The sequence below is a fragment of the Spirillospora sp. NPDC000708 genome (assembly GCF_040299565.1).
Taxonomy (GTDB): domain Bacteria; phylum Actinomycetota; class Actinomycetes; order Streptosporangiales; family Streptosporangiaceae; genus Spirillospora.
In genome coordinates, this window is the sequence record NZ_JBEPCJ010000048.1 from 26816 (window position 1) to 40018 (window position 13203).

Consider the following 13203-nt stretch of genomic DNA (forward strand, 5'->3'; position numbering starts at 1 on the left):
ACGGCGGAGCCCTAGCCGCACGCCGAAGCTCTAGCCGCACGCCGATGCCTTCGGAGCGCTAGCGGACTTCCAGGTAGTCGATCTGGCCCTGGCCGTCGCCGCGCGCCAGCCCGAGGGTGTTCCAGCCCGCGTTCAGGTCGACCTGGACCTCGGTGGACGTCCAGTCCGACCCCTGCGTCCTGCGGAGCGTGAGCGTCGTCTCCGGGGTCCCGTTCACCGAGAACCGCAGGTGGGACTCGTTGCCCGACCGGTTGGCGTACGCGACCTTCACCGAGTACCGCCCGGCGGCGGGCGCGAGGACCGGGACGTCGAGGCCGCAGCCGTCGCGGTCGAACGGGCCCGCGACGCGTCCGCCCGAGGCGTTCGGCCGCGGCAGCGCGGAGACGCAGCCGTTGAGCCGCCCCTGCTCGGCCTCGTAGCGCGTGGGGACGCCCTGCAGGACGGGTTGCGGGCCGTTCCACGCGAGCGCCGCGACGTACATGCCGCGCCGGATGTGCTTGCTGGACCGGTAGTCCAGCAGCCCGTGGAACACCAGGTGGTCGCCGCTCGCGTCGGTCACGATGCTCGCCCCGCCCGGCCCCTTGACGTCGTCGTCGTACCGGCCGGTGCTCTGCAGCGGCTCCTTCGCCTTCTCGTACGGGCCGTTCAGCGACGCGGACACGGCGTACCTGGTCTGGTAGTTCGTCTCGAAGTACCAGCCCGCCGAGTAGAGCAGCACGTACTTGCCGCCCCGGAAGACGAGGGCCGGGGACTCGACCAGCACCGGGTCGTCCTTCCCGCGCGCCATGATCTTGCGCGGCGGACCGGCGAGGTACAGGCCGTCCGGGCTGAGCCGCACCAGCCAGATCGCGGCGGTCTTGCGGGCGTCGGTCTTGTAGAGCAGGTAGCGGCCGCCGTCCCGGTCGACGAACGAGGACGGGTCGATGGCGCCGCCGAGGTCGAGCGGGCACACCAGCGGATCGCCCTCCAGGGCGACGAACGGGCCCGCCGGGGACGACGCGGTCGCCACCCCGACGCACTGCTTGTCCTTCTCCTTGTGGCGCGCGGTGAAGTAGAGCACGTAGCTGCCGTTGCCGGCGCCGGGCGGGACCACCTCCGGCGCCCACGTCCGGCCGCTGGTGGCCCAGGACGGCAGCCGGACCAGGCCGTCGGAGGCGCGCCGCTTCCACGGGCCGGTGACGTCGGGGGCGGACGCGACCGGCATGTTGGCGCCGGCGTCGTTGGTGCCGTAGGCGTAGTACGCGTCCCCCGCCTTGATCACCGACGGGTCGGCGAACGAGGAGCCGATCACGGGCTCGCGGGGCGAGTAGCCCGGCGCCGTGACCGGAGCCGTCGCCGCGCCCTGCGGGGCGGGCGGCGCGGCGGCACCGGACCGGCCGGACGGGCGCGCCCCGGCGCGGGACGTCCCGGCGGCGCAGCCGGTGCAGAGCAGCAGGGCGAGGGCCAGGACGGCGGCTGCCGCGCTCGCGGCCGCGCGGGGCGCGGGGCGGACCGTTCGCAGCCTCACCTGACCTCCCCTTCAGCCCACCCGCATGATGCCAACAATCCCCAAGTCACGCGAACCACCAGGCACCCACCCGAATCACACGTAAGGCTGGGTACCCTGCTGGCGGGGTTGTTGGTCGAGGAGAGGCGGACGTTGATCCGGGAACAGCGGTGCGAGCCGCCTTCGGCGACCCCCCGCACCCGCCGTCCCCCTGCCCGCCCGGCCCGCTCCCGGACCGTCCTCGCACTCCTGCTCACCGCCGTCCTCGCCGCCGGCCTCGCGGCCTGCTCCGGCGGGAGCGGCAAGCGGCACCGCATCGCCGCCACCCAGCCCGCCAAGAAGCCGAACATCATCTTCGTGCTCACCGACGACCTGTCGTGGAACCTCATCGCGCACATGCCGCAGGTGCAGAAGATGCAGCGGGACGGCCTGACCTTCGACAAGTTCTTCGTGGCGGACTCGCTGTGCTGCACGTCCCGGGCGACCATCTTCACCGGGCTCTACCCGCACAACACCAAGGTCCGCACCAACTTCCCGCCGCTCGGCGGTTACCAGGTCTTCCAGCAGAACGGCGGCGAGCGGAACTCGTTCGGGCCCGCCCTGCAGAAGGCCGGCTACCGGACCGCTTTCCTCGGCAAGTACATGAACGGCTACCTCCCCGGCGACAAGCAGGGCGGCCCCCGCCCGTACGTGCCGCCCGGCTGGAGCGAGTGGTACGTCGCGGGCAACGGCTACCCCGAGTACGACTACAACCTGAACGAGAACGGCCGCCTCATCAACTACGGCCACCAGCCGCAGGACTACCTGACCGACGTCCTGGCGAACAAGGGCACCGACTTCGTGCAGCGCGCCGGCGGCTCGTCCAAGCCGTTCTTCATGGAGATCTCCACGTTCGCGCCGCACGGCCCGTTCGTGTCCGCGCCCCGGTACGCCGACAAGTTCGCCGGCCTGAAGGCGCCCCGGTCGCCGGCGTTCAACGAGAGGGACGTCCGCGACAAGCCGTCCTGGCTGCGCAAGCACCCCAAGCTCGGCAAGGGCGCGATCGCCCGGATCGACGAGGGGTTCCGCGACCGGGTCCGGATGGTGCAGTCCGTCGACGACATGATCGGCCGCATCCGCGGCGAGCTGGCGACGCTCGGCATCGACCGCGACACCTACGTGGTCTTCGGCTCGGACAACGGCTTCCACATGGGCGAGCACCGGCTCGCCGGCGGCAAGATGACCGCGTTCGACGTCGACATCCACGTCCCGTACGTCGTCACCGGGCCCGGCGTCGGCGCGGGGCGGCACGTCGGCGCGTTCGCGCAGAACACCGACCTCGCCCCCACCTTCCTCGGCCTCGCCGGGCTGCCCGCGCCGCCGGGCACCGACGGCCGGTCGCTGGTGCCGTTCCTGCGCGGCGAGACGCCCGGCGACTGGCGGCAGGCGGCGCTGATCGAGCACGTCAAGCCCGCGCCGTCGCGCGACGACCCGGACCGGCAGGACTCCGCGCCGGGCGCGCCGACGACCTACAACGCGATCCGCACGAACGACGCGCTCTACGTCGAGTACGCCGACGGCGAGCGCGAGTACTACGACCTGGCGCGCGATCCGAACGAGCTGGACAACGCCGCGAAGCGGCTGCCCGAGGAGCGGCGGCGGCAGCTGTCGGAGCAGCTGAACGCCCTCGTCCGGTGCTCGGGGCAGAGCTGCGCGTCCGCGGGCCGGGCCCAGTGAGCCGGACCGGCTCGGCCGGGCCCGGCGGCCCGACGAAGGGGGAGCACGACCCATGCAGCTGACCGGCACGGCCTTCGTGGTCCTCGTCTGCCTGCTCGCCGTGGCGGCGCTGGCCGGCACGCTGTGGGCGCTGCCGAGGATCACCGGCCGCGGGCTCGGCGCGCAGGCCGCCCGCGGCGGGCTGCTGGTCGGCTGCCAGCTGTTCATCACGCTCGCCCTCGTCACCGGGATGAACGCCTACTTCCTCTTCTACAACAGCTGGAGCGACCTGCTCGGCCGGCTGGACGGGCCCGTCGCGGTGCACGGCGCCAAGGCGGGTCAGGGCGCCTGGTCGGGCGGCCCGCTCGCGCGGACCGTCTCGCCGCTGTCGGTGAAGCAGGGCCTGCACGACCCGGAACGGGACGGGCGGCTGGAGCAGACGACGATCCGCGGCGCGCGGACCGGCCTGCAGGTGCAGGCGTTCGTCTACCTGCCGCCGCAGTACTTCCAGCCGCAGTTCAAGGACCGCCGGTTCCCGGTGGCGCTCGTCCTCGCCGGCTACCCGGGCGACCCGCGCGGCATCATCGAGCGGCAGGCGATGGTGAAGCTCGCCGCCAAGGACATGCGCAACGGAACGATCCAGCCGACCGTCTACGTCATCACCCGGACGATGGTCGCCCCGCCGCGCGACACCGAGTGCACCGACGTGCCGAGCGGGCCGCAGTCCCTCGCGTTCTTCGCGCAGGACGTCCCGAAGGCGCTGAGCGCGACCTACCGGCTGGCGGCCGACGAGCAGGGCTGGGGGGTGATGGGCCAGTCGACCGGCGGCTACTGCGCGGTGAAGCTGGCCATGATGCACTCCGACCGGTTCGCGGCGGGCGCGTCCCTCGGCGGCTACCTGCACGCGATCAAGGACGCGACGACCGGCGAGCTGTACGGCGGCAGCCCGAAGGTCCGCAACGACAACGACCTGCTCTGGCGGGTGCGGAACCTGCCGTCCCCGCCGACGTCGGTCCTGCTGGCCTCCAGCAAGGTGGAGAAGGGGTACCGGCAGGCGCAGCAGTTCATCCAGGCGGCGAAGCCGCCGCTGCGGGTGGACACGCTGTTCCCCGACGACGGCGGCCACAACTTCGGCACGTTCACCCGGCTGACGCCCGAGATCATGCAGTGGATGAACGGCCGGCTGAAGGCCGGGTGACGGCGGTACGGTCCGCAACGCGGCCCCCAGGGGCGAATGCCCCATTATCATCGCTCACGACCATCTGACACGCGGGCGACGTGTACGTGACCTCAGGCTGGGAGTGCGGGCGTGACTTCGACCGGAAAGCAGGACGGCGACCACGGGCCCGGGCAGGGCGAGGTCGAGCGTCCCGACGCCGGGCGGCCGGGGCAGGCGCCGCCGCCTCCCCAGTGGCTGGCCGAGCAGGGCCCGTCCGGCGCCACGCCGCTGCTGCCCGAGCCGGCCGAGCAGCCGCCGCCGTTCGGGGAGCCGCTGCCCGAGCCGGAGGACGACGAGTCCGACCGGACGGTCAGCGACATCGACATCAGCGGGATGATGCGCACGCAGGTGTTCTCGACCGGGAACCCGGGCGGCGGCGAGGGCGGCGGCGGTGAGCCCGCCGATCCTCCGCCGCTCCCGCCGTTCCCCGGCGCGCCTGCCGCCGCACCCGCCGGCCCGGCCTCTGGTGGCCCGGCCTCCGGTGACCCGATCGGCGACCAGACCATCCTGGACGCCTCCGCCTGGCTCGGGAACACGGGCCGCGACGACGACGAGGACGAGGAAGCGGACGTCACCCGCGTGGAACGTCCCGCCGCCTCCCAGCGGCCGCCGGCCGCGCCGCAGCCGCCCGTCCAGCCTCCGGCGCCGCCGGCCCCGCCGCCCTTCGCGCAGCAGCCGCCGGCCCCGCAGCCGCCCGCGCCGTTCCCCTACGCCCAGGACGTCCCCGCGCCGCCCCCGGCGGCGCCCGAGCCGTTCCCGTGGGCGCAGGAGATCCCCGGCAACCCGCACGCCGCGCTGCCGCCCACGCCCCAGGCCACGCCGCAGCCCGCCCCGCCGCTCCCCGGCCCCGGGCAGCCCGGTCCCGCGCACGAGCCGTTCCCCTGGGCGCAGGAGATCCCGGACAACAAGCCCGTGCTCGGCGGGCCCGAGCCGTTCCCCTACGCCCAGGAGATCCCGGGCGTCCCGTCGCAGCAGCTCCCCGGGCCGCAGGCGGCGCCGCTCGGCCCGCCCGTCACTCCGGCGCCCCCGACGATCGACGAGCCGTGGCGCACCGAGCCGAAGAAGAAGGGCGCGAAGCGGTCCAAGAAGCCGATCCTCATCGGCGTCGCCGGTCTGGCGGCCGTCGCCGTCCTCGCGGGCGGCGGCTACTACTTCGTCTCCCAGAGCGGCGGTGACGACGACGGCGGCTCCGCCGCGGGCGTCCGGCTCGCCGGGTCGCTGTTCGCGGCCGGGCAGGGCGGCCACGACGGGCTCGACCAGCGGCTGACCGACGTCGCGGCGGCCGGCTCGACCGTGGTGGCCGTCGGCGCGGAGTCCGGCGTGGCCGGCTCGCGCCCCGAGTTCCTCGTCTCCTCCGACGGCGGCCGGACCTACACGTCCGCCGAGGTCAAGGGCACCGGCGGCACCCCCGACGACACGCCCCGGCTGGTCGGCGGCGGCGGGCACGGCTGGGTCGCGATCGGCGCCGGCACGGCCGGCCCCGTGCTGTGGACGAGCCAGGACGGCAGGAGCTGGACGCGGCAGCCCGACCAGGCCGCGCTGCCGTTCGGCGGCCACACGCGGGTGAAGCAGGTCATCGGCACCGGCGACGGGTTCATGGCGATCGGCGCCTCGTCCAAGAAGGGCGACTTCAGCGACGCCGAGCCCGCCGTCTGGACGTCCGGCGACGGCGCGAGCTGGGCCATCAAGAGCGGCGGCCAGCTCGGCCTGCCGGTGCGGAACGGGCAGCTCGCGCTGGTCACGGCGGCGGCGTCCGGGAACGCGGTGGTCGTCGAGGCGATCCACGCGCCGGACCCGAAGAAGCCCGCCCGGTTCCGCCGCACGTTCCGCTCGGAGGACGGCGGGAGCACCTGGGACACCACCGAGGTGCCCGCGCCGAAGGGCACGCACGGCCTGATGGTCGGCGGCGGCCCCACCGGCTTCCTCGCCATCCGCGAGATCAACGGCCCCTACGGGCAGGCGTTCACGTCCAAGGACGGCAAGACCTGGACGAAGGCGGGGCAGCTCAAGGCGTCCGGCTACCGGAGCGTCTCGACCGTGCTCGGCGACGCGAACGGGTTCGCCGCGGTCGTCGTGCGGGGCCGCGACCTCCTGGTGTCGCGCAGCGCGGACGGCAACACCTGGCAGGACGCGGGCTCCGTCCCGGCCCAGCCCGGCCGCACGGTGCGGTCGTCGGCGTCGTCCGCCGGGCAGAGCGTCGTCGTCGGCTTCCAGAACGGCGGCGGCGACCAGAACGCCATACTCACCGTGCTGGACGCCAAGGGCGCCGAGGTCCCGGTCGACCTGGCGAAGGTGCCGGGCGCGGTGCGCCGCGACCACACCGTCACCGCGCTCGGCTCCGACGGCGCCAAGACCGTCGCGGTGGGCAGCGCGGGCGGCGAGGCGGCCGCGTGGGTCTCCGGTGACGGGAAGACGTGGACGCGGGCGCAGGGCGCCGGCGCCGCGTTCTCCCGGCCCGGCGGGCAGCGGCTGCTCAGCGTCGCCGCGGGCAGGCAGGGGTGGCTCGCGGTCGGGTTCGACCGGGCCGCGCCGCACCAGCCGCTCGTCGTGACCTCGTCCGACGGCTCGGGCTGGCAGGCCGCGGACGGCGCTGACGCGTTCCGGCCCGGCCGCAACCAGCTCGCGACCTACGCCACCGCGGCGGGCCCGGCCGGCTATGTGATCGTCGGCGAGGACGGCGCGTCCGCCGCCACCTGGTTCTCCGCCGACCTGAAGACGTGGGAGCGCGGCAGGGGCGTCGGGAACAGCGGGCTGAACGCGCTGCCGAACTCCGACCGCTGGCTGCGCTCGGTCGCCGCGGGCGGCTTCGGGTTCGCGGCCGCGGGCGGCCTGCGCGACCCCGCCGCCAAGGCCGCCACCGCCGACCGGCCGGCCGTGTGGACCTCGCAGGACGGCAAGCAGTGGACGCTGAAGCAGCTTCCGCTGCCGTCCGGCACGACGGACGGGTCGCTGACGCAGGTCGGCGCGCAGGGCAACACGATCGTGGCGGCCGGTGAGGGACGGACGCCGTCCGGCACGGTCGCGCTCGGCTACGTGTCCGCCGACGGCGGCCGCACCTGGAAGGCGGTGCAGCTCCCGTCGCCGGGCGGCGCGAAGGCCGTGCGGGTCACCGCGCTGGCCGCGACCGGCGCCGGGTTCTCCGCGGCGGGCACGGCGGGCGACGCGGGCTCGGCCGACGTGGTGGCGTGGAAGTCCGCGGACGGCGCGTCCTGGACGGTCTCGACCCCGTCCGGCAAGGGGCTGGCGGGCCCCGGCGACCAGGAGATCACCGGGCTGGCGGCGGCGGGCGGGACGCTGCTCGGCGTCGGCGGCACCGCGGACCGCGACGGCCAGCAGCCCGTCCTGTGGAGCCGTCCGGCCAAGTAGGAGCGGAAGCCCGGCGGGCCCGGCCGGTGGCGCCGACCACCGGCCGGGCCCGCTTCTTTGGCGCGCTCCAGGACGGTGGCCTGGCGGTCAGCCCTCGCGCGGGTCTGCGGTCGCCGGGTCCTGCGCGCCGTAGGCGGGCCAGATGTCGTACCCGGTCTGGACGTCGTCGTCGGGCCGGGCGTGCCGCGGCCGGTACGCGGGCCGGTCGGGGACCGTCATCGTCGGGTCGGGCGCCCCGCCGGCCACCGCCGCGGACGGGTCGGGGATGGTCAGGGTGGGCAGCCGCGCCGCCGCGTTCGCCGCGGCGATCTCCGCGGCCCGCGCCGCCTTCGCGGCGTTGCGGCGGGCGCCGTAGGGCGCGACGAGGCGACGGTAGAACGGCTTGCGGATCGCGGTCGGCACCAGCCGGTACCCGCCCCGGAGCATGACGTTGCGGACGTACTGGGCGCGGCTGATGAACCCCTCGCGGAGCATCTCGCGCTGCAGCAGCAGCTCGGAGCGGAGCAGCTCGCGGCCGCCGCGGCGCTCGTAGGCGCCGTCGCCGACGCGGTAGTAGACGAGCGGTTCGGCGACGTTCACCAGCCGGGCGCCGGCGGCGATCATCCGGACGAACAGCCAGTAGTCCTCCATCAGCGGCAGGTCGCCGTAGCCGCCGGCGGCGATGACGGCGCTGCGCCGGTAGACGACCGTCGGATGGTTGAACGGGTCGTGCAGCCGCGAGTAGCGGACGATGTCGGTGGGGTCGCTCGGCGGGATGCGGCGGCCGACGACGTCGGCGGTGTCCCGGCCGAACTCCAGCAGCCCGGCGCCGACCAGCTCGGCGCCCGCCCGCACCAGCGGGACCTGCAGCTCGAAGCGGTGCGGCATCGCGATGTCGTCGGCGTCCATCCGGGCGACGATGTCGTGCCGGGCGGCCTGCAGCCCCGCGTCCAGCGCCGGCCCGAGCCCGCGGTTGACCTCCAGCGGCACGAACGTCACCTCGACCGGGCTGGCCGCCACGAGCTCCTGCAGCGCGACCGCGAGCCCCGGCGGGACCGGCCCGTCCTGGACGAGCACCACCTGGTCGGGGCGGAGCGTCTGGTCGTCGACGGCGCTGCGGAAGGCGTCCCGGACGTACTCTTCCCGGTCACCGCCGTAGACGGTCATCAGAAGGGTGAAGGGTTCGGGCTGCATCGGTCCGTTTCCGGGTGGGGCCGTGACGGCCGTTCGGAGCGCGAGCCGACGGGGCGTGGCTCGGGAGGGGCTCCTCGTGGGGTGGTCGGGCGGGCGGGGACAGGGGTCGGGACAGGTCGGGGTCGGGTCGGGGGCTGGGCGGGGGCGGAGGGCGGGCGCGAACGCCGTCGTTCATGTGACGCTTTGGTGCGGTTGATGGTTGCGCGCCGCCAAGATACCGGTGTGGTGGAACTGCTGACGATGGAACGTGCCCGGTACGGCCCGGCGGGGCCCGGTTCGGCGCGTCCGGTTCAGGCCTGCGCGCATACGTCGCGGTCGGCGCGGATCTCGCCGGCGACCTTCGGCACCGCCGGGCCGCCGCCGCTCAGCTTCGCGCCGTCCTTGCCGATGATCAGGTAGACGTAGCCGGGCTTGGCCTTGGCCCAGGCCTCGGGCGGGTGGCCGGGGACCGCGATCGCGGCCCGCGCCGCCTGCCTCTCGGCGCCCGCGCCGTAGAGGATCCGGGTCTTGGCCGCCGACTTGACGGTGCCGACCTTGACGACCTTGAAGCCGCGCTCGGCGAGCTGGTCGGCGGTGCGCTGGGCGAGCCCGTGCTCGGCGGTCCCGTTGAAGACGCCGATCCTGACCTGGGCGGGCGGGACGGGCTGCACCTTCTGCTGCGCGGGCACCGGGGTCGGGGCGGGCTCGGGCGGGGTGTTGTCCTCGCGGATGGCCTGGAAGAGCGGCTCGGCGAGCGCCTGGTTGAACTGGACGCGGTTCTTGTCCTTCGGGTACGCCATCGTCGGCACGGTGACGAACCGGACCTTGCCGGCGCTCATCCCCTTCAGGCCGCTCGCCAGCTTCTCCATCACCGACAGCGTCAGCCCGTCGTCGGCCTTGATCGACTTGGTGGTGGCGGAGAGGAAGGAGTAGGTGCGGCCGGGGTCGGTGAGCATCCCCTTGTCGGTGGCCTTCTTGACCACCGAGGCCATGAACGCCTGCTGCCTCTTGATCCGGTCGAGGTCGGAGCCGTCGCCGAGGACGTAGCGGGTGCGCACGTAGCCGAGCGCCTCGGCGCCGTGCACGGTCTGCTTGCCCGCCTTGAGGTGCAGCTCGGCCTTCGGGTCGTTGATCGGCTTCGGGACGCAGATCTCGACGCCGCCGAGGGCGTCCACGACCTGCTTGAAGCCGGCGAAGTCCACCTCGACGAAGTGGTCGATGTGGATCTTGGTCAGCGACTCGATGGTGCGCCAGGTGCAGGAGGGGCCGGCGTTGGAGAACGCGGCGTTGATCATGCCGAACTGGGCCGGGACGGTGGTGCCGTTCGACTTCTTGCAGCTCGGCATCTGGACCATCGAGTCGCGGGGGAAGCTGATGCCGATCGCGCCGGCGCCGCCGGGCGAGATGTGCAGCAGGATCGTGGTGTCGGACCGCTCGCCCTGCTCGGTGCCGTACTGCGCGTTGGCGCCCTGCCGGCTGTCGGACCCCATCAGCAGGATGTTGATGGAGTCGTTGAGCTTGGCGGGCCGGTTCGCGCCGAGCTTGTCCTTGACGTTCTCGCGGTGGATCTGGCCGTCCAGCCGCCGCCAGAACCCGTACGCGGTGAGGCTGCCGCCGACGAGGATCACCGACATGGCGATCGACGCCCAGCCGAGCAAGCGCCAAAGGCGCCCGCGCTGCACCGGCGGTTCCGGCGGCGATGGGGCGCTGTAGTACACCGGCGGCGGTGAGGCGGCTCGCTGCATCCGTAACATTTCAGCACAGATTGGACAGCGGTCACCCCCGTCACGGAAAACTCGGCCGGGACGGGCCGCCGGGCCCCCGAACGCGGGCGCGCCGGACCCCCGACGCAGGCGGGCCGGCCCCCTCGAACGCGGGTGTGCAGGACCCCCGGACGCGACGGGCCGGACCCGCCCGGAGCGCGGCGGCGAGGTGACTAGACTCCGGTGAAGATGAGCATCGTAGACGCGCTGACCGACCAGGCCATGGTCGTGCTGCAGGACCGCCCGGTCGTCGCGCTGAGCGCCTGGCTGAACCGGGCCCTCGGCGAATGCGCCGCCACCGGCCGCGTCCTGCAGCTGGTCACGCCGCTCGGGTCCCGCCTGTCGCTGCCGCTGCGCAGCGCCGCGTCCGGCGCCGAGCTGCAGTGGGTCGTCCGCGACGGCGACGGCTACTACGAGGGCCTCACCGGCCGCCCGCTGAAGTGGGGCGGCGCGATGTTCGTGCCGGTCCCGGAGGCCCGCGACTACGCGCCCGGGTTCACCACCCGCCCCACCGCCCCGATCGGCTCGCAGCTCACCCTCGTCTACCGGATCCGGCACGGCGCCGACGGGCACCTCGCCGGCCCGGTCGAGCGGCTGCTCCAGCTCACCACGGGCAAGCTCCCCGCCGGGCTCGGCCCCGCCGAGCCGCTGGAGCACCCGTGGCGGCCCGACCGGCTCGCCGAGTACGCCCGCGGCCGGTCCACCTCCCGGCTGCTCGTCGGCGGGGACGGCCCGCGCCCCGCGCAGGCGATCTGCGACTTCACCGCGACCGAGGGCGGCGGCGTCGCCGAGGTCAGCACCGTCACCGTCGGCTACGGCCCGGACGACCCGCCGCCGCTGCGTCACCTCGGGTCGCTGGTCGGGGCGCTCGCCGCCGACCAGCCCGTGGCGTCGCTGTTCGTGCAGCTCACCCCCGGCCGCGCCGACCTCACCACCGAGCCGCGCTGGACGGGCGCGCCCGCGCCGGTCGCGCTGGCCGTGGCGGGCGCCGTCGGCGGGCCGAACGGCATCCCCGGGCAGCAGGTCGGGCCGCCGCGCCAGCCGCTGACGATGTTCCCGCTCGGCGACGGCCGCTCGCAGGACGGCTGGCAGCGCCACAGCCTCCTGATGCAGCACCTCCAGTCCGCCTGACCCTCCTGACCCCTCCGTCCACTGCCGGCGGTGACATTTGTCCTGCCCAGGCGTGGACGGACGGATCTGCCGGGCCCGCCCCGGTTCCCGCGAAGCTGGGACCACCGCAGGCGAGGACCGCAGGAGGGCCCGATGACGTTCCACCGCACGGACGCGGAGCGGCCGACCGCCGCCACCGGGCCGCAGGCCGCCGCCCCGCGATCGGCGTCGGTGCCGTCGCGAGCGGCGCCGCGACCGAGCCGATGAAGGAGCTGCTCGACGCCGAGACGCGCGCGGCGAGCGGGCGGGAACGGCCCGCGCCGGTGCCCGCCGCGGCCTGACGTCCGCCGCCCGTCGCCGCCCCGCGTCCGCCGAGTCACGAGTTCCCGAGAGAAGAGAAGGCCATGCGAGCCCGAGGCATCAACTACGACACCGGCTTCTTCCCCGGCGGGAGGGACAGCCGCCCCGGCTTCGACCGGGCCGACGTCCGGCGCGACATGCGCGCCATCGCGGCCGACCTGCACTGCACCGCCGTCCGGATCAGCGGCGGCGCCCCGGACCGGCTAGGCGCCGCCGCCGAGGAGGCCGCGGCCGCCGGCCTGGAGGTCTGGTTCGCGCCGTTCCCCTGCGAGCTGCCGCCGGACGAGATGGCCGCGCTGTTCACCGAGTGCGCCGGGCGGGCCGAGGCGGTCCGGCGCGGCGGCGCGGAGGTCGTCCTGGTGACGGGCTGCGAGGTCAGCCTGTTCGCGCGCGGATTCGTCCCCGGCGACGACGTGTACGCCCGGATCCAGGCGGTCATGTCCGGCGACCCGGAGGTGTACGCCGCGATGGGCGACGTCCCGGGCCGGGTCAACGCGTTCTTCGCCGAGACGGTGGCGACGGCCCGCGAGCGGTTCGGCGGCCGGATCACCTACGCGTCCGGCCCCTGGGAGGAGCTGGACTGGGGGCCGTTCGACCTGGTGTCCGTCGACGGCTACCGGTCCGCCGAGAACGCCGCGCACTACCGCGAATGGCTGCGCGGCCACTTCCGGCACGGCAAGCCCGTCGCGGTCACCGAGTTCGGCTGCTGCACCTACGCGGGCGCCGGCGACCGGGGCGGCACCGGCTGGATGATCGTCGACCGGGACGCCGAGCCGCCCCGGCTCACCGGCGCCCCCGTCCGCGACGAGCAGGAGCAGGTCCGGTACATGCGCGAACTGCTGGACGTCTTCGCGGCCGAGGGCGTCGACGCCGCGTTCTGGTTCACCTTCGCCGGATGGGGCCTCCCGCACGATCCCGCCGACCCGGCCCGCGACCTCGACATGGCCTCCTACGGCGTGGTCGCGACGGCCCCGGACGGCACGTGGCGTCCCAAAGCGGCCTTCCACGCCCTGGCCGCCGCATATGGCGCACAGAGCCGATGATCTACCCGT

Annotated in this window: 8 protein-coding genes; 5 read left to right on the forward strand and 3 right to left on the reverse strand. The window is 74.7% G+C overall.

The window, feature by feature from the left end; translation table 11 throughout:
- Positions 1-58: 58 nt before the first annotated feature.
- Positions 59-1507: a family 43 glycosylhydrolase gene (locus tag ABT299_RS29750; protein WP_500252742.1), complete on the reverse strand. Its 1449-nt coding sequence runs from the start codon at positions 1505-1507 to the stop codon at positions 59-61.
- A 132-nt stretch (positions 1508-1639) separates the two neighbouring features.
- Here ABT299_RS29750 and ABT299_RS29755 point away from each other — a divergent pair, with 132 nt between their 5' ends.
- The 3 genes from ABT299_RS29755 to ABT299_RS29765 all read left to right on the forward strand — a co-directional run bounded on the left by ABT299_RS29755 (position 1640) and on the right by ABT299_RS29765 (position 7766).
- Complete coding sequence (locus tag ABT299_RS29755) at positions 1640-3202, forward strand: sulfatase family protein (protein ID WP_500252743.1); 1563 nt, start codon at positions 1640-1642, stop codon at positions 3200-3202.
- A 52-nt stretch (positions 3203-3254) separates the two neighbouring features.
- Positions 3255-4379: an alpha/beta hydrolase gene (locus tag ABT299_RS29760; RefSeq protein WP_190866616.1), complete on the forward strand. Its 1125-nt coding sequence runs from the start codon at positions 3255-3257 to the stop codon at positions 4377-4379.
- A 111-nt stretch (positions 4380-4490) separates the two neighbouring features.
- Complete coding sequence (locus ABT299_RS29765; protein ID WP_500252744.1) at positions 4491-7766, forward strand: sialidase family protein; 3276 nt, start codon at positions 4491-4493, stop codon at positions 7764-7766.
- 87 nt (positions 7767-7853) lie between these two features.
- On the opposite strand, the gene ABT299_RS29770 is transcribed toward ABT299_RS29765, so the two are convergent.
- Both ABT299_RS29770 and ABT299_RS29775 read right to left on the reverse strand, forming a co-directional pair.
- Complete coding sequence (locus ABT299_RS29770) at positions 7854-8939, reverse strand: glycosyltransferase (RefSeq protein ID WP_241756406.1); 1086 nt, start codon at positions 8937-8939, stop codon at positions 7854-7856.
- Between the two features lie 290 nt (positions 8940-9229).
- Complete coding sequence (locus ABT299_RS29775) at positions 9230-10663, reverse strand: LCP family protein (RefSeq protein WP_190866612.1); 1434 nt, start codon at positions 10661-10663, stop codon at positions 9230-9232.
- A 207-nt stretch (positions 10664-10870) separates the two neighbouring features.
- On the opposite strand from ABT299_RS29775, the gene ABT299_RS29780 reads away from it, so the two are divergent.
- Both ABT299_RS29780 and ABT299_RS29785 read left to right on the forward strand, forming a co-directional pair.
- Positions 10871-11812 carry a DUF6177 family protein gene (locus tag ABT299_RS29780; protein WP_241756405.1) on the forward strand — a complete coding sequence of 314 codons (942 nt, stop codon included), beginning with the start codon at positions 10871-10873 and terminating at the stop codon, positions 11810-11812.
- Between the two features lie 383 nt (positions 11813-12195).
- A complete protein-coding gene (locus ABT299_RS29785) occupies positions 12196-13194 on the forward strand; it encodes a glycoside hydrolase family 113 protein (RefSeq protein ID WP_500252745.1) in 999 nt (332 codons plus the stop codon).
- Positions 13195-13203 lie beyond the last annotated feature (9 nt).